The sequence below is a fragment of the Lactococcus sp. S-13 genome (assembly GCF_004210295.1).
GTDB lineage: Bacteria > Bacillota > Bacilli > Lactobacillales > Streptococcaceae > Lactococcus.
This window is the reverse complement of record NZ_SDAK01000001.1, coordinates 789,224-813,969: the sequence shown is the minus strand read 5'-3', so window position 1 is coordinate 813,969 and position 24,746 is coordinate 789,224. Positions and strand designations below refer to the sequence as shown.

Sequence of the window (24,746 nt, the reverse complement as noted above, 5' to 3'; positions counted from 1 at the left end):
TACGACTGGTATAAAGATTAATTCAAAATAATAAAAGCAACAGAACCAGAAAGAGATTTCTGGTTTTTTATATTTCTAATTATTACCAGAAGATGCATCTTAGAACATGAAATTGACAGTTTTTTCATAGTAAATCTTTTAAATTCTGCTATAATGTAAATATCAAAAATAAGCTGAGGCTTATTTTTATATCGTCACGATTGTGGCAAAAGAAAGTTGAGGAAAATAAAATTGAGTCATGCAAACAATAGGTCGTTTAATAAAGCGACATCTGCGGGCTTCCTTATTGCGTTAGGTATTGTTTATGGTGACATCGGGACAAGTCCTTTGTATGCCATGCAAGCGATTGTTCGAGGACAAGGTGGATTAGAAAACCTCTCTGAGAACTTCATCTTAGGCGCAGTTTCTCTGATTATTTGGACTCTAACCCTGATTACAACGATAAAATATGTCATTATTGCGCTACGTGCGGATAATCATCATGAAGGTGGGATTTTCTCACTCTTTACTTTAGTAAGAAGGATGAGTAAATGGCTGATTATTCCAGCGATGGTCGGAGGGGCCACTTTGCTTGCGGATGGTGCCTTAACCCCTGCGGTAACGGTGACCTCGGCAATTGAAGGGCTAAAAGGTGTTCCTAGTCTGGCTCATATCTATTCTAATCAAACGGCGGTAGTCATTACAACGATGAGTATTATCGCGATTCTATTTTTGATTCAGCGGTTTGGGACGAGTTTGATTGGACGATTATTTGGTCCTATTATGTTTTTGTGGTTTAGCTTTTTGGGGCTGAGTGGACTCATCAATTCTTTTGCTGATTTATCGATTTTAAAAGCAATCAATCCTTATTATGCGATTTCTCTTTTGTTCAGTGCAGAAAACAAAGCAGGTTTCTTTATTTTGGGATCAATTTTCTTGGTCACAACAGGTGCCGAAGCCCTTTATTCGGATTTGGGACACGCGGGACGAGGGAATATTTATCTGAGTTGGCCTTTTGTTAAGATTTGCATTATCTTATCTTATTGTGGTCAAGGTGCTTGGTTGCTCGCTCACCGTGGAGAAAGCTTAGCTTTAAATCCTTTCTTTGCTGTTTTGCCAGGACATTTTGTGGTTTATGCTGTTATTCTCTCAACTTTTGCTGCGATTATCGCCTCACAGGCTTTAATTTCTGGATCCTTTACTTTGGTTTCTGAAGCGATTCGTTTGAAACTTTTACCACTTTTGCGAATTTACTATCCAGGACAAACTTTGGGGCAACTTTATATTCCAGCTATCAACTTTGCTTTGTGGATTACGACCTCTTTCTTTGTTCTTTACTTTAGAACTTCGGAACATATGGAAGCGGCTTATAGCTTAGCAATCACGATTACAATGCTTATGACAACAACCCTTTTGACTTATTTCTTAATTCAAAAAGGGATTCCTAAGCCGGCAATCTTCCTTATTTCATTCTTGCTTTTTGTGGTGGAAGGTTCTTTCTTTATTGCCTCTTTAGTGCAGTTCGTGAATGGTGCTTATATTGTTGTTCTCATCGCTTTGATGATTATCTTTGTGATGTTTATCTGGAACAAGTCACACCACATTGTTATCAAATACATCAAGTCTTTGAATCTTAATGACTATAAAAAACAATTGAATACGCTTCGTCATGATGCGTCTTACGACCTTTATCAAACGAATGTGGTCTACTTGACGAGTCGGATGGATCAAGAATATATTGACCGTTCAATCTTGTATTCGATTCTTGATAAGCGTCCTAAACGTGCGGAATGTTACTGGTTTGTCAATGTAAAAGTAACAGACGAGCCTTATACTGCGGAATATAAAGTCGATATGATGGACACTGACTTCATCGTTCGGGTGAATCTCTATCTTGGTTTCCGGATGCGTCAGGAAGTGCCGCGTTACCTGCGCACAATCGTGACTGACTTGATGGAATCAGGTCGTCTGCCATATCAACATCAACATTATAGCATTATGCCTGGACGTAAAGTCGGCGATTTCCGTTTTGTGATTGTTGAAGAAAAATTGATGAATGCCCGTCAAATGCCTGGTTTTGAACGTTTTGTAATGCAAACAAAGGCTCAAATCAAGAAGATTACAGCCTCACCAATTCGTTGGTTCGGTCTTCAATTCTCGGAAGTTACTGTCGAAACTGTTCCTCTTGTCTTGTCTGATGTTCGGAATTTAGAAATTCATGAACGAGTGGAGCCAGTGGAACAAGCAGAAGATAATGTTGCACCTGCGACAAATTAATAAAAAATAATAAAGATAAAAGAGTAAGTTAAAAAAACTTGCTCTTTTTTGATTTTAAATAACAAAAATCTCATTTAAATTTTATTTGTAAACGGAATATATTTGATTTAGATTAGAGAAAAGTGTAAAATTATAATGATAACGCTATTATTGTTATTTTAAAAGGAGGTTTCTTATGGAAACAAAACAGAAAAAGTTTCAGATGCCATCGGCATATACGATTCTTTTTATTATCATCGCACTCATTGCGGTTTTGACTTGGATTATTCCTGCAGGACATTACAAAGTGAATGAGGCTGGAAATATCATTGCTGGTTCATTCACACAGGTAGCTTCAAATCCACAAGGGATTTGGGATGTTTTTATGGCACCAGTGAATGGGATGCTTGGGGTGGATGCTTCTGGTAATATTCCAGCAACGCCAGCGGCTATTCCGATTTCATTCTTTATCTTGATGGTTGGTGGCTTTTTGGGAGTGGTCAATAAAACGGGTGCTTTGGATGCCGGTGTTGCTTCGATTGTCAAACGTTTTAAAGGGCGAGAAAAATGGCTTATTCCAGTCTTGATGTCACTTTTTGCTTTGGGAGGTTCAACTTATGGGATGGCTGAAGAAACATTGCCTTTCTATGTTTTGATTATTCCTGTAATGATTGCAGTTGGATTTGATACGGTAACGGCTGTTGCAATTGTTCTTGTGGGCTCACAGGTTGGTTGTCTGGCTTCAACGGTCAATCCTTTTGCAACGGGTGTTGCTTCAAATGCGGTAGGGATTTCAATGGGGCAAGGAATTGGCTTGCGCTTTTTGATGCTGATTATCCTGACGACGATTTCTATTCTTTATGTGATGCGCTATGCTTCAAAAATAGAAAAGGATCCTACAAAATCATTAGTTTATAATACCCGTAAAGAAGATCGTGAACATTTTGATATTGATGCGATTGAGCAACAAGCAGATATTACGAGTCGGCAAAAATGGGTTAATGGCATTTTCTTTGCCACTTTTGCGATTATGATTGTTTCGCTTGTTCCTTGGGATATGCTCAATGACAACTTTACTTTCTTTGATAATGCAACTAAATGGTTAACTGGTTTGCCTTTTGTAGGAATGTTGCTTGGTAAACATATGGCACCGCTTGGCACTTGGTATTTCCCAGAAATTACGATGCTCTTTATTGTGATGGCACTTGTCGTAGCTGTGGTTTATCGAATGAAAGAATCAGAATTTATTTCTTCATTCTTGGCTGGGGCTTCTGACATGATTGGGGTGGCGATTGTTGTGGCTGTGGCCCGTGGGATTCAAGTGGTAATGAACAATGGGATGATTACCGACACTATCTTGCATTGGGGAGAACGTGGTCTGAGTGGGCTTTCGTCAAGCTTATTTATCATCTTGACTTTCTTGTTCTATCTTCCAATGAGTTTCTTGATTCCGTCAACTTCTGGTCTTGCGGCAGCTACGATGGGAATCATGGGGCCAATGGGTGAGTTTGCTCATGTTTCAAAAGATTTAGTTATTACAGCTTATCAATCTGCATCTGGGATTTTGAATTTGATTACACCAACTTCGGCCGTGGTTATGGGGGCGCTCGCTATTGCTCGTTTTAACATCGGAACTTGGTGGAAATTTATGGCAAAATTGATCGTGATTCAATTGGTCGTAATTATGTTAATTCTTGGTATTGCTGCTGTCTTGTAATGAAAAGAGATTTTTGAGTATTAAGAGATTTTAGAAGAGAGTGAGAAAAAATGAAAAAATTTGTGACAGATGAACATCAAAAAGCAGCGATTAACTCGCTTAGACGTTTGGTTAATCATGCTTCTGTGCTGGACGAGTCAGATACAGGCAAGGGACATCCTTTTGGCCGAAAAGTCGTGGCTGCTCTTGATGAAGTATTGGCTTTGTGTGCGGAGCTTGGTTTTAGAACCTTTAAAGACGATGAAGGATTTTATGGTTATGCGGAACTCGGCGAAGGGGAAAAATTATTTGGTTTACTTTGCCATATGGACGTGGTTCCTGCTGCTGATCAGGCAGGCTGGGAAACGGATCCTTTTGAAATGGTTGAGCGTGATGGAGTGTTGATTGGACGCGGAACTCAGGATGATAAAGGGCCAACGATGGCGGCGCTCTATGCAGTTAAGGCATTGGTTGATGCTGGGGTTGAATTTGATGGTCGAATTCGTTTTATTTTTGGAACGGATGAAGAAACTTTGTGGCGTTGCTTGGATAAATATAATGAAAAAGAAGAAGCCATCACGATGGGCTTTGCGCCTGATGCGGAGTTTCCATTGATTTATGCTGAAAAAGGACTTTTGCAAGCACACTTAGTGGGTGCTGGGACGTCAGAATTTGCGGTGCAGGCTGGTGGTGCTTTGAATGTTGTTCCTGATCGCGCGGCTTATAGTTCTCAAAAAATGGCAGAAGTTAAAGTGGTTTTGGATGAACTTGGCTTTGAATATGAAGAAACGAAAGCTGGTCTATCAGTGCATGGTAAGAGTGTTCATGCTAAAGATGCTCCTGAAGGAATCAATGCTGTGAGTCGTTTGGCGATGGCTTTGAGTCAGGTTTTTGATTTTACTCCGCTTGATTTTCTTGGAAAATTGGTCAAGGAAAATGCCACGGGGGAAGTCGTTGTTGGAAAAACAGAGGATGAGGCTTCTGGCGAGTTATCAATGAATTTTGCTGGGTTAACGATTTCTGCTGAGGAAACACGAATCGGTGTGGATATGCGGATTCCAGTGACGGTGGATAAAGCGGAATTGGTTGGCAAATTGACAGCTAAAGCTGCTGAATTTGGTTTAGTTTATGAGGAATTTGACTGGCTGGCACCACTTTATGTTCCAGTTGAATCTGAATTAGTCCAAAATCTTTTGGGGACTTATCGTGAGTTGACGGGGGATATGACGGAGCCAATGGTTTCTGGTGGCGCAACTTTTGCCCGGACAATGAAGAACTGTGTTGCTTTTGGGGCAATGTTCCCTGATACGCCTGATTATATGCATCAGGCAAATGAGCAGTGGTCAGTAGCGAATTTGCGTCAAACTATGGAAATTTATGCGGAAGCAATTTACCGACTTTGTGGCATAAAGTGATTAAATTCTGAGAAAAAGTAAAAAAATTTACTGACGGATTGGTCAGTAAATTTTTTCTAAATTTGACTCGAAAAGTTAGCGAGCAATGCGCTTACGGGCGGCTTCTTTACGCTTTTGGGCAATGAATGCTTCTTTGCTTGCGGAGGGCATATAGCCTTTTTTCTTGGCGATTGCGAGAGCGACACCAGCGACGGTCATTTCGACAGCTTTTCCAATAAGCCAGCCTTTGACATATTTGTTTTTCATGGGGTTCTCCTTTAAGGTTATTTGAAAAAATTATAATTTAATTATAATGCAAAAATGTTGAAAACGCTATAGAAATGGTTATAAAATGAAAAAGTGTTGAAAGTTAACTGGTTAAGGTTGGCTATAGGGGAAAATGGTACACTGGGAGTAGCTGTAATAAATAGAATAAAAAAAGGAAAGAAAGAAGGTAATTATTTGATGACGATTATAGGTGTAAAAATTGATCGAAAATTTATGAGAGATTTACTTTTGCTGCTAGCTGGGGTGGGGCTTTATGTTCTGTCTGTTCAACTTTTTGTCATTCCCAACCGATTGGCAAGTAACGGGATTGCAGGGTTTTCGGTATTGCTGGACTTTGTTTTTGGAATTAACCCAGCGCTAACTTTCTTTTTGGTAAATATTCCACTTTTTGTCTTTGGGGGACGTTTTTTGCCCAAGCGAATCTTGCTGCTGAGTGTCCCAGGGGCGCTGGCGATGAGTGGGTGGATGCTGGTCTATGAAGCGCTTGGCGTGACAGGTTTTCATTTGCCACACATTATTTTTGCGGGTCTATTTGATGGTCTACTTTCGGGGATTGGTGCAGGATTGGTCATTATTTCGGAAGGGACTTTTGGGGGTTCGATTTTGCTGGGACGAATTTTGGAAGAGCAGTGGGATTTTAAAATTGACAAAGTATTGTTTATGATTGATGTGGTTGTTTTGAGTTTGTCATTGCTTACTTTCCTTGCGTTGCCTAATTTTGCCGTGACTTTATTATCATGTTATATTTTTAGTAAGGTGACGATGATTGTGGGACGAGCAGAATATCGCGCACTTTTGGTTGGGCGTGGAAAGAAGATTTATCGAAAAGTTTTTGCTGCAAGCTAGTTTGGTAAGTAAAAATGTAAGAGAAAATGCTGACGGAAATTTTCGTCAGCATTTTTTCGTTGGGTAAAAGCTTGAATTTGCTGACCAAATCTGAAATAATAGAGTTTAGAGTTCCTGAAAAAATAGGTAGAGAAAAATAAATGACGAAAAATAAAGTTTTGGTGATTGTAGGGCCGACAGCTGTGGGAAAAACCGCCTTAGGAATTGAATTGGCCCAAAAATTCAATGGGGAAATTATTTCTGGTGATTCGCAGCAGGTTTATCGAGGGCTGGATATTGGAACAGCGAAAGTGACGCAAGCTGAGCAGAAACTGGCTGTTCATCGTTTGATTGACGTTCGTGAGCGAACGGAAAACTTTTCGGCTCATGATTTTGTCAGTGAGGCAAATTATTGGATTGAAGAGATGCACAAGCGGGAGAAATTGCCGATTATTGTTGGGGGGACGGGTCTGTATATTCAATCGCTGGTGGAAGGTTACCATCTGGGCGGGCAAGAAAATCATGAGGAAATGCTCATTTTGCGTGAACAATTGGCACTTTTGAGCGATGAAGCGCTTTTTGAGCAAGTCAAAGCGAGCGGACTAGAAATTCCTGAACTGAATCGCCGGAGAGCGATGCGTGCTTTGGAGCGTGAAAAATTTGGCTCGGCAGAGGAAAATAAAGGCTCGGCTTACGATTTTTGCATGATTGGATTGAATGCTGAGCGAAAACTGCTTTATCAGCGCATCAATCAGCGCGTGGATCAGATGATGACAGAAGGCTTGTTGCGTGAAGCACAGGAGTTATTTGAGCAAAATCCAACTGTTCAGGCAGCCAAAGGCATTGGCTACAAAGAATTTTTCCCTTATTTTTCGGGCGAAATGAGTTTGGACGAGGCGGTTGAGCTGGTGAAGCGCAATTCAAGACGGTATGCCAAAAGGCAATTGACCTGGTTTAAAAACCGGATGGATGTTCCTTTTTTTGATGTTTTTGATGCAAATTATCCTCAAGAAATTTTGGAAAAAGTCAAAAATTTTTTGGGCTGACGGCTTTGTCTAAAAATGTTATAATGAAAAAGATTGAAAACAGGATTTTACAAGTCTCTGATGGCATTATCCAGAAAAATTTTAGAAAAAAGTAAGAGGGAAATAAGAAATGAATGATGAAAAATGGGTTGAATTGGCGCTGAAATACGGCGGATACATGGGGCAAGACCGTGTTTTTCTGGAAAATCGACTGGCAAATTTGAGCGAAACAAAGGACAAACGCCTCTTGGTTACTCCGCCAGCATCTGTCTTGAATGCTTACTTTGCGGAACTTTATCAAAAACGGTCGCCAAAGGATGCTACGGATTATTTTTTAGAACTCTCAGAAGCGTTGGAGCTTTTTCAAGAACGACCAGATTTTCATTTGGAAGGTAAAGTGGGGACAGAGAATTTCCGTTTTGTTCGGTTAAATCTGTCAGGGAAATCTTTTGGTTTTTGCTTTAAGAATACGGCTGGAGAGGCTGTCATCTTTAGCGAATTTCCGGTGAAAATCACGGCTGAATTACTTTTTGAATTGGCTCAGATTTTCCCACATTATTTGTTAGAAGAAAATGACGGACAAGTGACAATGAAACCAGCTGACTTCACGAGTGATTTTGAGTGGGTTGAAGAACTTTCGCCACTGACGGAATTGTCAGAGAATCCTGATTTCATGCGCTTGTCTGGCTATAACATCGAGGATTTACTGACGCAAGCAAGCAAAATCGGTTTCCTAAAACCTCTCCTTTATGGTCGAGATGGTCAGAAGCATTTTGTTTATATTGTTAAACATTTCTGAAAAATATAGAAAATTTATTGCTTTACAAGTTTGAAAGTGGTAAAATGATGGAAACGATTACTAAAGGGTTGAATTGGGAGAAATATCGGCTAGAGAATTTGCTGACGGATTCTCATCCAGATAGAAAAAATACTGACGAAAACTCCTAATTTACTGACGAAATGAAAAAATTTGTCTTTTAGTAAAAGTTATTGTCGCTAATTTCCGTCAGCGGTTTTGGAAGAAAAAGAGGAGATTTTCTTATGGACATTATTATTTTTCCTTTGATTGTTTTGGCAGTTGTTTTGCTCATTTTGATTTTCAGTTTGAGTACGATTGTCTTTGTGGTCAAACAGCAAACAGTAGCAATTGTGGAACGCTTTGGGAAGTATCAAACGACGGCGGGCCCTGGTTTTCATTTGAAATTACCGTGGGGCATTGATCGCTTAGCTGCGCGAATCCAGTTGCGTTTGTTGCAAACGGAGATGACTGTGGAAACAAAAACGGCAGACAACGTCTTTGTGACCATGAACATTGCGACACAATATCGGGTCAACGAAGAATCAATCAAAGATGCTTACTATAAACTCATGAATCCGGGTGAACAAATCAAGGCATACATTGAAGATGCTTTACGTTCTGCTGTGCCAAAATTGACACTTGATGATGTTTTTGAGAAAAAAGATGAAATTGCCTTAGAAGTACAAAAAACAGTTGCTGAAGAAATGCAAACTTATGGTTACATCATTGTCAAGACTTTGATCACCAAAGTCGAACCTGACGCTGAAGTCAAGCAATCAATGAATGAAATCAATGCGGCACAACGTAAACAAGATGCTTCACAAATGCTTGCGAATGCCAATAAAATTCAAGTTGTTACTGCTGCTGAAGCCGAAGCTGAAAAAGATCGTCTGCATGGGGTCGGGATTGCAGAGCAACGTAAAGCCATCGTTGACGGCTTGGCGCAACAAATTACCGAAATTAAAAAATTGGGCGTTTCGCTTGACGAAGAACAAATCATGGCGATTTTGTTGACTAACCAATATTTAGATACCTTGAATCAGTTTGCTGCGAGCGGAAATTCAACAATTTTCTTGCCTGGAGGCGCTGAAGGAGCTGAAGATTTACGCACTCAGATTTTATCTGCGATTAAAGCAAGTAAATAGTTTATAAACGAAAGCTATCTTTAGATAGCTTTTTCTTATTTTAATGAGTTTCTTCTTGCATTTTTTTTTGAAATTAGGTAAAATAAAGTGATTGTAGCGCGTCCGTAGTGTAATGGATATCACGTAAGATTCCGGTTCTTGAGATGGGGGTTCGATTCCCTCCGGACGCATTTCATAATGTAAATAAACCGCTCTGTTAAGCAGTTTTTATTATTTTTGTGCCAAATATTTTGAGAAAAAATTCTAAAATGGCGCTACTTTTATTAAATAGTAGAATTTTAAAATTGTTTATGATATAATGTATTACGTTGTGAAAATAACACCATATTAACAAGACTCGTTAGCTCAGTTGGCTTGAAGCACTGCTTCAAGGTGGCGGATAAAGCAAACGCAGTTTGCAACCTTGCTACCAAGTGAGGGATACCATATTAACAAGACTCGTTAGCTCAGTTGGTAGAGCATTTGACTTTTAATCAAAGGGTCGCTGGTTCGAGCCCAGCACGGGTCACTAATTTATATCGGGAAGGATTGTGAGGGATAACTCACAATTTTTTTCTTATTCAATAAAACATTTCTCAAATTTGGGCGAAAAGCCCTCAACTACTGAGAATACTTAGAGCTGGAGGTTCAATGGATATTCAATTTTTGGGGACGGGTGCTGGTCAGCCGTCAAAATCAAGAAATACACAGGCAATTGTGCTGAAAATGCTGGATGAGCGTAATGAAAACTGGCTGTTTGACTGCGGAGAAGCAACGCAGCACCAGATTTTAAATACAACGATTAAACCACGCAAAATCACGAAAATTTTTATCACTCATTTGCACGGGGATCATATTTTTGGCTTGCCAGGTTTTTTGTCAAGCAGAAGTTTTCAAAGTAGTGATGAACAAACTGATCTCGAATTGTATGGGCCAGTTGGAATCAAAGATTTTGTGATGACGAGTTTGAAGCTTTCAGGTTCTCGTTTGGCTTATCGGATTCATTTTCATGAACTTAATCAGGCGGGAAAAATCTTTGAGGACGAGAGCTTCGAGGTTTATGCGGATTTATTGGATCATACCATTTTTTGTTTGGGCTATCGAGTAGTTGAAAAAAATCGTGTCGGTGAGCTGGATGCAGAGGCCTTGAGAGCTGCTGGATTACCATTTGGCCCTCTTTTTGGAAAAATCAAAAAAGGGGAAACAGTCGAGTTTGAAGGCAAAATTTTTGATCCAAGAGATTATATTGGCGCAGATAAAGCAGGAAAAATTGTCACGATTTTAGGGGATACTAGAAAAACGAGTGCGGCAGTCCGTTTGGCTTGGCAGGCTGATTTACTGGTACACGAGGCGACCTATGAGGCTCGTGAGAGTAAAATGGCGCGCGCCCATGGTCACTCAACCTCAAAACAAGCGGCAGATGTTGCCCAAGAAGCTGGTGTGAAGCGACTTTTGCTGACTCATATCAGTGCGCGCTATGTTGGTGCTTTGGTGGGGCAATTGGCAAAAGAAGCCCAAGCCATTCATCCGAATACTTTTGTGGCGAGAGATTTGCATGAAGAAAAAATTAACTAAAAAAATTGTGATAACGGGAGCAACGGGTGACATTGCTCAAGAAATAGTTAAAAGGTTATCAGCTGAGCACTTAATTTTAGTGTCACGCAGTCGAGAAAGATTGCTGGAGCTATATGGTGACTTAGCAGGGGTCACTTTGCTGACTAATGATGAACTATTGAGTGGCAAACAAATGATGACTTGCGATATTTTGATCAATAATGCGGGGTTTGGACTTTTTAAATCGCTCGAAGAGTTGACGGATGCCGAAATCACGGAGCAATTTGTAATCAATACGCTCATGCCCATCCAGCTGACGAGACAACTCCAGCCGGAGCAACAAGTGGTTAATATTGCGTCAATTGCAGGAAAATTGCCAACAGCAAAAGCAACAATCTATGCAGCGACAAAGGCAGCAATACTAGCCTTTTCAGATGCTTTGCGTATGGAAAGACCTAACTTGATTGTGACAACGGTCAATACTGGTCCTGTGCGCACCAAATTTCACAAGGCGAATCCAGACTATCTGAAAAAAGTTGGGAAAAATGCGATCTCTGCTTCAAAAGTTGCGGATAAGATTGTGAGCAATTTGGGCAAGCGCAAGCGTGAGATTAATTTGCCGTGGACGCTTGCTCTGGTAGCGAAATTGCGTGGAATTTTTCCTTCAGCTATTGATTTTTTATCAAGTCGATTTTTTAATTTCAAATAAATGGACTGATGTGCGGGAAGTTTCGCAAAAAATCTTAAGTTTTATCACATTTTCGCTTCAGTTTCTTTTGATAAAAATAACCTATAATTTTTTTATCAACCAAAGGAGGAGCGCAAGATGTTCAACAAAATTAGAGAGTTGTTCCATAAAATAAATGACAACCACCATCAGCTGAAGAAAAACACTGAATTTATTCGACCTTCAGACGAGTCAGAAAACGTTTTTTAATCTTAAAAATTCAAGATAAAAGACAATTTCAGCTGCTGACGCTATTATTTGCACAAAAATTGCCAGAGAAAATGCTGACGTAATTGTTTCACACAAAAACGGTCAGAGAAAATGCTGACGTAATTGTTTCACACCAAATTTTACTCTTTTTCTTTCAGAAAAATGTGGAAGCTGTTGGAGTTTTTTCTCCTTTTGCGTCATAAAAAATTCGTCAGTAAAATTTTATAAATTAAGTAAAAATCCTGAATGAAGGGATTTTTCTTTTGACTGATTTATGCTAAAATAAGGAAGTTGAGCATGAAAAAAATGATGAGAATAAAAAATGATAAGAGCAAAATATGATTGGCAGCTCAAAACAGTTGAGCCGTCAGAGGATTTCCTCAAATTAACCAAAAAATACAAATTGGACAAATTAGCCAGCCAAATTCTGCAACAAAGAGGGATTTTGGATGCTGCACAGCTAGAGGCTTTTTTGAATCCAAATTTAGAAAATCTCCATGATCCTTTTTTATTACATGACATGGAAAAAGCCACGGCACGCATTTTACTTGCGATTGAACGGAGCGAAAATATCCTGATTTACGGGGATTATGATGCTGACGGGATGACAGCGGCATCGGTGATGAAGACAGCTTTGGATGAACTGGGCGCTGAAAGCCAAGTTTATTTGCCCAACCGTTTTACTGACGGCTATGGCCCAAATCTGGAAGTTTATCAGTATTTTATCAGTAATGAAAAGATTGATTTGATTATCACCGTGGACAACGGAGTCGCGGGAGCTGAACCCATTGCTTGGGCGCAGGCGCAAGGTGTTGACGTTATTGTGACCGATCACCATGCGATGCCTGAAAAATTGCCTGAGGCTTATGCCATTATCCACCCTGAACATCCAGATGCGGCTTATCCTTTCAAATATTTGGCAGGTGTTGGTGTGGCTTTCAAAGTGGCCTGTGCGTTGCTTGAATATGTGCCAAGTGAAATGCTTGATTTAGTTGCCATTGGCACGATTGCTGATATGGTGAGTTTGACGGATGAAAATCGAGTGTTGGTCGCCCATGGCTTGAAAATTTTGGCTCAGACCGAACGTGCCGGCCTGCAAGAATTGATGAAATATGCGGGTGTGGATTTTGATAAAGTCACCGAAGAAACCGTCGGTTTTCAAATCGCCCCTCGCCTCAATGCGCTTGGGCGCCTTGATGATCCTAACCCCGCTATCGAATTATTGACGGGCTGGGACGAAGATGAAGCTCACGATATCGCCAAAATGATTGACGAAAAAAATAAAGAACGTAAAGAAATCGTTGAAAACATTTACGAACAAGCCCTTGAGATGCTGACTGACGAGCCTGTGCAAATTTTGTATCACAAGGACTGGCACAAAGGCGTTCTGGGGATTGTTGCGGGACGTTTGTTGGAAAAAACCCACAAACCGGTGATTATGCTGGCGGAGGAGGACGGAATTTTACGTGGCTCGGCCCGTTCGATTGCAGCTTTTGATATTTTTGCAGCACTTAGTCCACACCGCGACTTATTCATGGCCTTTGGCGGGCATAAACAAGCGGCGGGAATGACGATAGCTGTGGAAAATGTCCCTGCGCTCAAACAAGCTATGCTGGATTATATTTCAGAAAATGCGATTGATATGTCTGGGAAAAGTCCGCTCGAACTTGCAGGAAGCTGTGACTTGGATCAACTTTCTTTGGAAACATTGAATGCTTTAGCAAAATTAGCGCCTTTTGGCATGGGCAATCCTAAACCTCATTTTTTGGTGGAAAATTATCAAGTCCTCCAAAGCCGGAGCATGGGCAAGGAAAACAGCCACCTCAAACTCAAAATTGTCCAAGAAAAACAACAAGTTGAGGCCGTTTATTTCCATCATGGCAATGAGGATTTAGAATTTGAACAAGCCCAAACCAAATTGGCCGTCACCCTTTCGAGTAACAGTTGGAATGGCAACACGACCTTACAGTTGATGGTTGCAGACGCTGCAGCTGTTGGCATCGAATTATTAGATCTTCGAAGCCGACAAATAAATTTGCCAAAAGATGCGATTGTTTTTGCTCAAAATCAACTAAAACATGGTATAATGGAAGATGTGCTTGTTATTGCAGAAGCACCAGAAGATTTAGCTGGTCTGACCGCTCTAAAAACAGCAGTTCAGCAGGCGCTTGCCACAGATTTGAAGATGATTTATTTCAAAAATCAAATTGCAAACAGCTACTATCTGACTGGTGGTGGAACACGCGAACAATTCGCCAAATTATACAAGGCCATTTATCAATTTCCAGAGTTTGACATTCGTTATAAACTGGGTGCGCTTTGTGATTATTTGAAAATTCCTCAACTTTTGCTTGTCAAGATGATAAAGATCTTTGAAGAACTTCAATTTGTTACCATTGAAAATGGGTTAATGACCGTCAACAAAACGGCAGAAAAACATGAAATTTCCGAAAGTACCATTTATCAAGAATTACAAGAGATTGTGAAGCTACAAGAATTATTTGCTTTAGCTCCCGTCCAAGAAATTTATCAAAAACTAATCGAAAAATAAGCTTACTTCGCGACCAAAATACTGACGCATTTGAAAAAAGAAATCCGTCAGTAAATTCTCTCAGAGAAAATGCTGACGAAAGTAAACTTATAGAAAAAAAGGAGCGCTGACGCTTTTTCGTCAGTAAAAAAAACATGGAATTAAAAGATTATATCGCTACAATTGAAAATTATCCAAAAGAAGGCGTTGTTTTTCGTGATATCAGTCCCTTGATGGCTGACGGAAATGCCTATAATTACGCAGCCACAGAAATTGTCCAATATGCCAGAGATAAAGAGATTGACATGGTTGTCGGCCCTGAAGCCCGCGGATTTATCATTGGTTGTCCCGTTGCTTTTGCGCTCGGTGTTGGATTTGCACCCGTCCGCAAACCAGGCAAACTTCCTCGTGAAGTCATCGAAGCAACTTATGAAAAAGAATATGGTACAGATACACTTACCATGCACTCTGACAGCATCAAACCCGGTCAACGTGTCTTGATTGTTGATGACTTGCTTGCCACAGGTGGAACAATTGCAGCAACCATTGAACTCGTTGAAAAAATGGGCGGAATCGTTGTTGGATGTGCTTTCCTTATCGAACTTGACGACCTCAAAGGACGTGAAAAAATTGGAAATTATGACTATAAAGTCTTAATGCACTACTAATTTTTTTTGAACAGCAAGTTCCTATTTCTGTCAAAACGCCCTGATTTTAAAAATCAGTCCAAATGACAGAATTTTTTGGCTTTAAATACAGTAAAATATTGACAGCAAGCCAAATTTGATATAAACTATAAAAAGAAAAATCAGCACTGAGTTCGCTTTCATTACAAGCACACTCACACCCTAGATGAAAAGAGAGTAAAAACTTGAAAATTACAGCCTTAGAAGGACAAAAAATCTCAGAACTTTCAATGATTGAAGTTGCCCACGCTTTGTTGGAACAAAACGGCAAAGAAATGCCTTTTTCTGACATCATCAAAGCAATTCAAACTTACTTGGAAAAATCAGACGATGAAATCAAAGCTAATATTTCCCGTTTTTATACTGAAATCAATACTGACGGAAGCTTTATTCCTTTAGGAAATAACGTTTGGGCGCTTCGCTCATGGTACGCCATCGATGAAATCGACGAAGAAGTCATTGCCCTTGACGAAATCGAAGATGATGAAGAAGAAAAACCAGCTAAAAAACGCAGCAAAGTTAACGTTTTTGGTATTGAAGACGAGATCGACCCAGAAGATGAAGAAAGCTCAAAAACAACAGAAGACGACATGACTTATGACGCCCAAGCGGAAGATGAAGACAAAGATGACGTTGCTGCTTACGATGCTGAACTTGCTGAGGTTGAACTTGACAATGTAGATGAAGATGTCGAAATCGACGTTGAAGACGATGACGATGATTCAGACGACACTGATGAAGACTAAACTGCATAAAAGTGAGGCAAAGGGCCTCACTTTTATGAATATTTGCGTATCATTTGTAAAAGATCCTCTTAACGGTTACAATGAGAAAAAGCAATTATTTAATCATTGAACGAAAGTTCAATCATCATAAGGAGAAATAGATTTGGTTGATAAAAATACTACCGAATTTTCCCGTGAAAGTTTTAAAGAAAAAATCTTACGACAACTCGAAGAAGAATCGGCAAAAAAACTAGAAACCAAGTTTCCAGCACTTGATAGTCGCCAACAAGATGAAAAATCAGCTCCTTCTATAGAATATAGACGAAGTGCAGAAACGCCCAAGGTGGAATCACGTAAAGTTGAACCACGAAAAGTAGAGCTTGAACCCTTTGAACTCCCTGTTTTTGATTTTCCCAAAGATGAGGAAGACGAAATCAGCCCAAATTCAGGAGTTAGAGAAAGTACAACTTCTGAAGGTTCCTTGCAAAAGAAACTAGAAGCTATGACTTTAGAAGCCATGAAGGCGCAAGCAGGCGTTCATTATTCTAGAACACAAGCCCGCAAGCAAATTGAAACCCTTCGTCGCCAAGCCGAAGAAAACAGCCGTGTGGGTGAAACTAAGACTGACAGTGCAGCTGAAATTTCTAGAGAAAATTCGCTTCAAAAAGAAAGCCTCAGCTCAGCTCAAGCTGCTTTTGAAACGGCCGAAAATGATTCTTTTCCAGAAGTCGACGCAGTGAAAGAAAATTCACGCCGTCAAACTTCGTCAAAAAGTACTCGTTCGCCTCGAACAGTAAATATGACCACCAAGGGAAAGAAAAATCCAAAAGATAAGAAGAAAAAACGCGTCACAGCTGGTAAAATTATCGCTGTTATTGTCGTGCTTTTGATTTTGGTTATCGGTGGTACAGGCTGGTATGGCTATAACTACGTGAAATCAGGCGTTGAACCCTTAGATAAAAATAATCAAACGATGAAAGCCATTGATATTCCAGCAGGCTCCAGTAGCAAGCAGATTGGTGAAATCTTACAGCGCGATGGAATCATCAAAAATGGAATGATTTTCCAGTACTATACAAAATTTAAAAATTACACAGAATTCAAGAGCGGCTATTATAACCTTGCCCCCAATATGAGCTTGTCAACGATTGCCTCAAAATTGGAAAAAGGGGGAACAGAAAAACCAGTTGCTCCGACATTAGGTAAAATTTTGATTCCAGAAGGTTATACTTTGGAGCAAATTTCTAAAGCCATAACAATCAACAGCCAAGAGAAAAAAGCAAAAACACCATTTACAACGGCAGAATTTATGAAAACGGTACAAGACCCAGCTTTCATTGCCAAAATGGCTGCTGCTTATCCTAACCTCTTTGCGAGCTTACCCACAAAAGAATCTGGCGTAAAATACCAGTTAGAAGGCTATCTTTTCCCAGCGACGTATGATTACACCAAATCATCAACGGTTGAGAGCGTCATTGAGAATATGATTGCAGCAATGAATGCCCAATTAACACCTTACTATGATACAATAGCTTCTAAAAATCTTTCTGTAAATGAAGTATTGAGTCTGGCTGCATTAGTTGAAAAAGAAGCCAATAATGATGACGATCGTCGTAATGTATCTGGAACCTTCTTCAATCGTATGAATGCAGGAATGGATTTGGGATCGAATTCAGCTGTTTTATATGCCCAAGGTCAACTTGGTGAAAAAACAACGCTGGAACAAGATGCAACAATTGATACCAATCTTGATTCACCTTACAATCTTTATTTGAATACAGGATTTGGTCCTGGACCGATTGATAGCCCGAGTCTGTCGTCGATTGAAGCAGTGCTCAAGCCAACGGATAATGATTATCTTTACTTTGTTGCCGATGTGACAACAGGAAAAGTTTATTTTGCCCAAACTCTGGATGAGCAAAATGCCAACGTTCAAAAGTATGTTAATGATAAGATTAATAAATAGAAATTTAGATTGATTTTATTACATAAAAAAGTTTAAAAAAAAGGATAAATAAAATGGAAAAAACATTCCCAATGACCAAAGAAGGTCTTGATAAATTAAAAGGCGAACTTGAAAACCTCAAACTCGTAAAACGTCCAGAAGTTATTGACCGCATCAAAGTCGCACGTAGCTACGGTGACCTTTCTGAAAACTCAGAATACGAAGCAGCTAAAGATGAACAAGCTTTCATTGAAGGCCGTATTTCAACAGTTGAAACGATGATTCGCTACGCTGAAATCGTGGATAACGCAAAAATCGCCAAAGACGAAGTTGCGCTCGGTAAAAAAGTGACTTTCATTGAAGAAGGTGAAACGAGCGAAGAATCTTATCAAATCGTTGGTACGGCTGAAGCGGATCCATTCACAGGTAAAATTTCTAACGAATCACCAATTGCTCGTGTTTTGATTGGTAAAAAAGTTGGCGATACTGTAAAAGTTCCTTTGCCTGTCGGTGAAATGACGATTAAAATTGTCAAAGTTGACTAATTTGAAAAAGAATAAAGAAGCCGTTACTGACGGTTTTTTTATTTTACTGACGAAAAAATACGTCAGTAAATTCTCTGCATCAAAAGTACTATCTTTGGTAAAAAAAGACATTTTCGGGTATAATAGTCAGTAATAGTCAAAGTATATTTTTAGAAAAGAAAGGATGAAATGATGCCAGCTCAAAAAAATACATCTGATATTATTGAGGCTTACCTGAGACAGTTGTTGGAAGAAGCACAAGAAATCGAAATCAAACGGGCAGATTTGGCAAATCAATTTGATGTAGTGCCTAGCCAAATCAATTATGTGATTAAGACAAGGTTTACAGCATCAAAAGGTTTTGACGTTGAATCTAAGCGTGGCGGTGGCGGATATATTAAGATTGTGAAGTATCAATATTCAGCGCGCCATGAATTTCTGACCGCTTTGTATCAAAAAATTCCAGCCAATCTCTCAAGCAAGGCGGCTCATGACATCATTCAGCTTCTTTTTGACGAGAAAGTACTGACGGAACGTGAAGGAAATTTACTTTTGTTAGTGATTACTGACGGAATTATTAGCCCCTTTACACGTGCTACAATGATGAAAAGTATCTTAAACAGATTGGATCGTGATGATGAAATTTGAAAAATTAAATTATACCTCAACCATAGAACGAATTTTAGAAAAAGCAACAGAATACGCTTATCAGTACCAATATGGTGCTATTGAGAGCGCCCATCTTTTAGCAGCAATGACCACCGTTTCAGGCTCAATTGCTTACAGCTTGCTTGCTGGAGCAAATGTTGATTCAGCAGATTTATTGATTGATTTGGAAGACTTATCCAGTCATGTCAGCACTGCACGCAAAGATTTGGAATTCTCACCAAGAGCCAAAGAAGTTCTTGAATTAGCAAGAGTTTTAGCCCTCCACAACGAAGCAAAAATTTTGGGAACAGAGCATTTATTATATGCATTGCTTCAAATCGAAGATGGCTTTGCCCTACAATTATTGAAATTACAAAAAATCAATATTGTTTCTCTGCGCAAAGAGCTTGAAAAACGCACTGGTCTGAAGACACCTGAAACGAAAAAGGCAGTCACACCAATGTCCAAGCGTAATCTCTCCAAGCGAGTATCAGCGACAAGTACGACACCAACTTTGGATTCAGTTTCGTCAGATTTGACCGAAGCAGCCCGAGCAGGAAAGCTTGATCCAATGATTGGACGTGAAGCTGAGGTTGATCGTTTGATTCACATTCTCAGTCGCCGAACTAAAAATAATCCTGTTTTGGTTGGTGAACCGGGAGTTGGGAAATCAGCAATTATTGAAGGCTTCGCTCAAAGAATAGTTAAAGGTCAAGTTCCAATCGGTTTGATGAATAGTCGAATCATGGCACTCAATATGGCCACAGTTGTCGCAGGAACCAAATTCCGTGGTGAATTTGAAGATCGTTTGACAGCGATTGTTGAAGAAGTGAGCAGCGATCCCAACGTGATTATCTTTATTGACGAACTTCATACCATCATTGGTGCTGGTGGCGGAATGGATTCTGTCAATGACGCAGCAAATATTTTAAAACCCGCTCTTGCGCGTGGTGATTTCCAAATGGTCGGTGCGACAACCTATCACGAATATCAAAAATATATTGAAAAAGACGAAGCTTTAGAACGTCGCTTGGCAAGAATCAATGTGGATGAACCAAGTGCAGACGAAGCGATTGCTATCTTGCAAGGATTACGTGAAAAATTTGAAGACTATCACCACGTTCTCTTTACTGATGAAGCAATCAAAAGTGCAGTGACGTTAAGCATTCGCTACATGACCAGCCGTCGTCTACCAGATAAAGCAATTGATTTATTAGATGAGGCAGCAGCTTCTGTCAAAATTTCAGTGAAAAATCAAGAAACAAAACGCATCGAACTCGAAGAAGAATTGGAAAAGGCCCAAAAGGACTTATCCGATGCTGTCGTTCAATTGGACATCAAAAAATCGCGAGAAAAAGAAAAAGTAGCCAAGAAACTGGCCGATAAACTTGCTAAATTTTCCGTTCGCTCAGATAAAGCACAAGAAGTGACCGATCAAGCCGTCATTGCTGTTGCTTCCACATTGACAGGTATTCCAATTACCCAAATGACTAAATCAGAAAGTGATCGTTTGATCAATTTGGAAAAAGAATTGCACAAACGTGTCGTCGGGCAAGAAGAAGCAATTTCAGCAGTATCAAGAGCAATTCGACGAGCTCGTTCAGGTGTTTCTGATAACCGTCGTCCAATGGGTTCATTTATGTTTTTAGGCCCTACCGGAGTAGGTAAAACTGAACTTGCAAAAGCACTTGCCGATAGTGTTTTTGGTAGCGAAGATAATATGATTCGGGTCGATATGAGTGAATTTATGGAAAAACATTCCACTTCACGTTTGATTGGAGCACCTCCAGGATATGTCGGTTACGATGAAGGAGGACAGTTAACCGAGCGCGTTCGTAACAAACCCTACTCAGTAGTTCTTCTTGATGAAGTCGAAAAAGCTCACCCCGATGTCTTTAATATTATGTTACAAATTCTTGATGATGGTTTTGTGACGGATACTAAAGGACGCAAAGTTGACTTTAGAAATACTATTATCATTATGACTTCAAACCTTGGTGCAACAGCACTTCGGGATGATAAAACTGTTGGTTTTGGCGCGAAAGATATCACGGCGGACTATGCAGCTATGAAATCAAGAATCCTGGAAGAACTTAAACGCCATTATCGTCCCGAGTTCCTCAATCGGATTGACGAAACAATTGTTTTCCACTCATTAGACGCGCAAGAAATTGAGCAAATTGTGAAAATTATGAGTAAATCTCTCATCAAACGTTTAGCAGAACAAAATATTCAGATTAAACTTACTTCAGCAGCGACAAAACTTATTGCTGAGGTTGGATTCGATGCAGAATATGGCGCAAGACCCTTGCGTAAAGCTTTACAAAGAGAGGTTGAAGACCTCTTGAGTGAACAATTGCTCGCTGGTGAAATCAAGGCTGGCGATCAAATCTCTATTGGAACTTCTAATAAAAAAATTAAAATCACACAAATTATTTGAGATGTAAGCTGTTTCATGTTATAATTAGATTAGAAATAAAGGAAAGGACAGTTTTGAAAAGGAAATTGAAGCTCTTAAAATATTAGTCAGTTTAACGGCTCAACAAACCCAATAAAACTGTTAAAGAGGTACTCTTATGATCAAATTTAATATCCGTGGCGAAAACGTCGAAGTTACCGATGCAATCCGCGCTTATGTTGAAGACAAAATCGGAAAACTCGATAAATATTTCAACGATGGTCATGAAGTGACAGCCTATGTTAATCTTAAAGTTTACACTGAAAAACGTGCTAAAGTTGAAGTAACACTTCCAGCTAAAAATATCACCTTACGTGCAGAGGACACTTCACAAGAAATGTATTCCTCAATTGATTTTGTCGAAGAAAAACTTGAACGTCAAATTCGCAAATATAAAACACGCATGAACCGTAAACCTCGTAACTCTGTTCCAACTGGTCAAGCTTTCAATGATGAGTTTGCACCACTTGATAAAGCGGATGAAGTGGCAGAAGATCACGTTTCAATCGTTCGGACAAAACACGTTGCTTTGAAACCAATGGATGCTGAAGAAGCAGTCCTCCAAATGGATATGCTTGGGCATGATTTCTATGTTTTTACAGATGCTGATACGAATGATACACACGTTGTATACCGCCGTGAAGACGGTCGCTATGGCTTGATTGAAACAGAATAAAAATACTGGATTGGATTCTTCCAATCCTTTTTTTTGAAAGAATTTAAGGTTGAATTTAGTTTTAACGAAAATGTAAGCGCAAAACCTTGTGAAATTTAGCTTTACAGAGATTTTCACTTGAAAAATCTTTCAAAAAATAGTAAAATCAAAGAGTATTAAGAGTGCAGACGCACTTAAAAATAATAAGGAGACAAAAATGTCAATTATTACTGATATTTATGCTCGCGAAGTCCTTGACTCACGCGGTAACCCAACACTTGAAGTTGAAGTTTACACTGAAGACGGTGCATTCGGACGTGGAATGGTACCTTCAGGTGCTTCTACAGGTGAACACGAAGCGGTTGAACTTCGTGACGGCGACAAATCTCGCTACAACGGACTTGGTACTCAAAAAGCTGTTGACAACGTAAACAACATCATCGCTGAAGCTATCATCGGTTATGAAGTTACTGACCAACAAGCTATTGACCGTGCAATGATCGCTCTTGACGGTACTGAAAACAAAGGTAAATTGGGCGCTAACGCTATCCTTGGTGTTTCTATCGCTGCTGCTCGTGCTGCTGCTGATGAACTTGGTGTTCCACTTTACAACTACCTTGGCGGATTCAACGCTAAAGTATTGCCAACTCCAATGATGAACATCATCAATGGTGGTTCTCACTCAGACGCTCCTATCGCTTTCCAAGAATTCATGATCGTACCAGTTGGTGCTCCTACATTCAAAGAAGCTCTTCGTTGGGGTGCTGAAATCTTCCACGCGCTTAAGAAAATCCTTAAAGAACGTGGACTTGAAACTGCTGTCGGTGACGAAGGCGGATTCGCTCCTAAATTTGAAGGAACTGAAGATGGTGTAGAAACTATCCTTAAAGCAATCGAAGCAGCTGGTTACAAAGCTGGTGAAGATGGCGTTATGATCGGTTTCGACTGTGCATCATCAGAATTCTATGCAGATGGCGTTTACGACTATGCTAAATTCGAAGGTGAAGGCGGTAAAAAACTTTCAGCTGCTGAACAAGTTGACTACCTTGAAGAACTCGTTTCTAAATACCCAATCATCACTATCGAAGATGGTATGGACGAAAACGACTGGGATGGATGGAAACTCCTCACAGAACGTCTTGGTAAAAAAGTTCAACTCGTTGGTGACGACTTCTTCGTTACAAACACTAAATACCTTGAACGTGGTATCCGTGAAAATGCTTCAAACGCTATCTTGATCAAAGTTAACCAAATCGGTACTTTGACAGAAACTTTCGAAGCTATTGAAATGGCTAAAGAAGCTGGTTTCACAGCAATCGTTTCTCACCGTTCAGGTGAAACTGAAGATTCAACAATCTCAGACATCGCTGTTGCAACTAACGCTGGTCAAATCAAAACTGGTTCACTTTCACGTACAGACCGTATGGCTAAATACAACCAATTGCTTCGTATCGAAGACCAATTGGCTGAAGTGGCTACATACAAAGGTCTCCAAGCATTCTACAACCTTAAAAAATAATTTTGTAAGATGTTAGAACTCTCCTTCGGGAGAGTTTTTTTGTCCAATCCTTTTTCTATCAAACAAACACAAATCAAAAAAATTTGCTACAATTGGGATATGACTGATGAGCAGAATAAAATTGTTTGATCAGTAAAAAAGAAGAGATAGCTGGACTAACCAATGATTAAAAACTACGAACTATCTAGTGCTAAAAAACTGACTTCAACGTCAGAAATGAAAAATTTTACTTATGTTCTCAATCCCACTCGCGAAGAAATTGGAAAAATTTCGGAATACTATGATTTTCCTTTTGACTATTTGGGAGGAATTTTAGATGATTACGAAAACGCTCGTTTTGAAACGGATGAAAATGATAATAACTTGATTCTCTTACAGTATCCAGCCGTTTCTAGCTATGGTGAGGTTGGAACTTTTCCTTATTCATTAGTATGGACGAGAAATGAGTCTGTTATCCTAGCGCTCAACCATGACATTGAGAATGAAAGTATTTTTGGACGTGAATATGATAACAAACGTTATAAACATCAGCTAATTTTCCAAGTGATGTATCAGATGACTCGCGCTTATCACGACTATCTGCGTGATTTTCGGATGCGACGTCGTAAGCTTGAAGTAGGCATTAAAAATTCGACCAAAAATGATCAAATTGTTGATATGATTGCGATTCAAGCAAGTTTAATCTATTTTGAAGATGCCTTGCACAATAATATTCAAGTACTTCAAGGATTCATTGATTATTTGCGAGAAAACGGCGAGGATGGCTTTGCTGAAAAGATTTATGATATTTTTGTCGAAACTGATCAAGCTTATACAGAAACAAAAATTCAATTGAAGTTACTTGAAAACCTACGTGATTTATTCTCAAACATTGTCAGTAATAATTTGAATATCGTGATGAAAATTATGACCTCGGCCACTTTTGTTTTAGGGATTCCTGCCGTTATTGTAGGTTTCTACGGAATGAACGTGCCTATTCCCGGTCAAACGATGAAATGGATGGTTTGGGCAATTTTAATTATTGGTATTTTAGTTTGTGGTTGGATTACTTGGCTTTTGCACCGAAAAGATATGTTATGATTGAAAATTTAATTGTTTTAATTGTATAAAATAATCAAACAATTAAAGAAAGTTATTGACGGGTTAAAAAATAAGGCTTATAATGCAATTATAAAAATG

At 39.5% G+C, this 24,746-nt stretch carries 20 protein-coding genes and 2 tRNA genes; 21 read left to right on the top strand and 1 reads right to left on the bottom strand.

The window, feature by feature from the left end:
• Nucleotides 1-231: 231 nt before the first annotated feature.
• The 3 genes from EQJ87_RS03975 (at nucleotide 232) to EQJ87_RS03965 (ending at nucleotide 5,346) form a co-directional block, all read left to right on the top strand.
• Entirely contained in the window at nucleotides 232-2,256 is a 2,025-nt protein-coding gene (locus EQJ87_RS03975) for a KUP/HAK/KT family potassium transporter (RefSeq protein WP_130123440.1), read from the top strand.
• Between the two features lie 175 nt (nucleotides 2,257-2,431).
• Nucleotides 2,432-3,952 carry a YfcC family protein gene (locus EQJ87_RS03970; RefSeq protein ID WP_130123439.1) on the top strand — a complete coding sequence of 507 codons (1,521 nt, stop codon included), beginning with the start codon at nucleotides 2,432-2,434 and terminating at the stop codon, nucleotides 3,950-3,952.
• A 50-nt stretch (nucleotides 3,953-4,002) separates the two neighbouring features.
• Nucleotides 4,003-5,346: a M20 family metallopeptidase gene (locus tag EQJ87_RS03965; RefSeq protein WP_130123438.1), complete on the top strand. Its 1,344-nt coding sequence runs from the start codon at nucleotides 4,003-4,005 to the stop codon at nucleotides 5,344-5,346.
• Between the two features lie 75 nt (nucleotides 5,347-5,421).
• On the opposite strand, the gene EQJ87_RS03960 is transcribed toward EQJ87_RS03965, so the two are convergent.
• On the bottom strand, nucleotides 5,422-5,592 hold the full coding sequence (locus EQJ87_RS03960; protein ID WP_130123437.1) for a DUF3042 family protein: 171 nt from the start codon (nucleotides 5,590-5,592) through the stop codon (nucleotides 5,422-5,424).
• A gap of 198 nt (nucleotides 5,593-5,790) precedes the next feature.
• Between EQJ87_RS03960 and EQJ87_RS03955 the strand changes: the two genes are divergently transcribed.
• The 18 genes from EQJ87_RS03955 (at nucleotide 5,791) to EQJ87_RS03870 (ending at nucleotide 24,647) form a co-directional block, all read left to right on the top strand.
• Nucleotides 5,791-6,459, top strand: a complete 669-nt coding sequence (locus EQJ87_RS03955) for a YitT family protein (RefSeq protein WP_130123436.1) — start codon at nucleotides 5,791-5,793, stop codon at nucleotides 6,457-6,459.
• Nucleotides 6,460-6,599: 140 nt separating this feature from the next.
• Entirely contained in the window at nucleotides 6,600-7,484 is an 885-nt protein-coding gene (gene miaA / locus EQJ87_RS03950; protein WP_130123435.1) for a tRNA (adenosine(37)-N6)-dimethylallyltransferase MiaA, read from the top strand.
• 109 nt (nucleotides 7,485-7,593) lie between these two features.
• Nucleotides 7,594-8,262, top strand: a complete 669-nt coding sequence (locus EQJ87_RS03945) for a hypothetical protein (protein ID WP_130123434.1) — start codon at nucleotides 7,594-7,596, stop codon at nucleotides 8,260-8,262.
• Nucleotides 8,263-8,504: 242 nt separating this feature from the next.
• Nucleotides 8,505-9,407 carry an SPFH domain-containing protein gene (locus EQJ87_RS03940; protein ID WP_190289038.1) on the top strand — a complete coding sequence of 301 codons (903 nt, stop codon included), beginning with the start codon at nucleotides 8,505-8,507 and terminating at the stop codon, nucleotides 9,405-9,407.
• A gap of 98 nt (nucleotides 9,408-9,505) precedes the next feature.
• Nucleotides 9,506-9,577: transfer RNA gene (locus EQJ87_RS03935), tRNA-Arg, on the top strand.
• Between the two features lie 265 nt (nucleotides 9,578-9,842).
• Nucleotides 9,843-9,915, top strand: a tRNA-Lys gene (locus tag EQJ87_RS03930).
• Nucleotides 9,916-10,037: 122 nt separating this feature from the next.
• Nucleotides 10,038-10,961, top strand: coding sequence for a ribonuclease Z (gene rnz / locus EQJ87_RS03925; protein WP_130123433.1), 924 nt, complete (start codon nucleotides 10,038-10,040; stop codon nucleotides 10,959-10,961).
• On the top strand, nucleotides 10,942-11,649 hold the full coding sequence (locus EQJ87_RS03920; protein ID WP_130123432.1) for an SDR family NAD(P)-dependent oxidoreductase: 708 nt from the start codon (nucleotides 10,942-10,944) through the stop codon (nucleotides 11,647-11,649). The genes rnz and EQJ87_RS03920 overlap by 20 nt, the downstream gene beginning before the upstream one ends.
• Nucleotides 11,650-12,199: 550 nt before the next feature.
• Complete coding sequence (gene recJ, locus EQJ87_RS03915; protein WP_130123431.1) at nucleotides 12,200-14,428, top strand: single-stranded-DNA-specific exonuclease RecJ; 2,229 nt, start codon at nucleotides 12,200-12,202, stop codon at nucleotides 14,426-14,428.
• A gap of 134 nt (nucleotides 14,429-14,562) precedes the next feature.
• Nucleotides 14,563-15,075 carry an adenine phosphoribosyltransferase gene (locus EQJ87_RS03910; RefSeq protein WP_130123430.1) on the top strand — a complete coding sequence of 171 codons (513 nt, stop codon included), beginning with the start codon at nucleotides 14,563-14,565 and terminating at the stop codon, nucleotides 15,073-15,075.
• Nucleotides 15,076-15,278: 203 nt separating this feature from the next.
• Nucleotides 15,279-15,839 (top strand): DNA-directed RNA polymerase subunit delta, encoded by a 561-nt coding sequence (gene rpoE, locus EQJ87_RS03905; protein WP_130123429.1) that lies wholly within the window; start codon nucleotides 15,279-15,281, stop codon nucleotides 15,837-15,839.
• Nucleotides 15,840-15,981: 142 nt separating this feature from the next.
• Nucleotides 15,982-17,784 (top strand): endolytic transglycosylase MltG, encoded by a 1,803-nt coding sequence (gene mltG / locus EQJ87_RS03900; protein WP_190289037.1) that lies wholly within the window; start codon nucleotides 15,982-15,984, stop codon nucleotides 17,782-17,784.
• A 53-nt stretch (nucleotides 17,785-17,837) separates the two neighbouring features.
• On the top strand, nucleotides 17,838-18,308 hold the full coding sequence (greA, locus tag EQJ87_RS03895) for a transcription elongation factor GreA (RefSeq protein WP_130123428.1): 471 nt from the start codon (nucleotides 17,838-17,840) through the stop codon (nucleotides 18,306-18,308).
• 171 nt (nucleotides 18,309-18,479) lie between these two features.
• Nucleotides 18,480-18,935 carry a CtsR family transcriptional regulator gene (locus EQJ87_RS03890; RefSeq protein WP_130123427.1) on the top strand — a complete coding sequence of 152 codons (456 nt, stop codon included), beginning with the start codon at nucleotides 18,480-18,482 and terminating at the stop codon, nucleotides 18,933-18,935.
• The gene (locus EQJ87_RS03885; protein WP_130124585.1) at nucleotides 18,925-21,375 is read left to right on the top strand and encodes an ATP-dependent Clp protease ATP-binding subunit; all 2,451 of its coding nucleotides are present in this window, start codon (nucleotides 18,925-18,927) and stop codon (nucleotides 21,373-21,375) included. The genes EQJ87_RS03890 and EQJ87_RS03885 overlap by 11 nt, the downstream gene beginning before the upstream one ends.
• 136 nt (nucleotides 21,376-21,511) lie before the next feature.
• Nucleotides 21,512-22,069 (top strand): ribosome hibernation-promoting factor, HPF/YfiA family, encoded by a 558-nt coding sequence (hpf, locus tag EQJ87_RS03880; RefSeq protein ID WP_130123426.1) that lies wholly within the window; start codon nucleotides 21,512-21,514, stop codon nucleotides 22,067-22,069.
• 196 nt (nucleotides 22,070-22,265) lie between these two features.
• The gene (eno, locus tag EQJ87_RS03875; protein WP_130123425.1) at nucleotides 22,266-23,567 is read left to right on the top strand and encodes a surface-displayed alpha-enolase; all 1,302 of its coding nucleotides are present in this window, start codon (nucleotides 22,266-22,268) and stop codon (nucleotides 23,565-23,567) included.
• A gap of 162 nt (nucleotides 23,568-23,729) precedes the next feature.
• A complete protein-coding gene (locus EQJ87_RS03870) occupies nucleotides 23,730-24,647 on the top strand; it encodes a magnesium transporter CorA family protein (protein ID WP_190289036.1) in 918 nt (305 codons plus the stop codon).
• Nucleotides 24,648-24,746 lie beyond the last annotated feature (99 nt).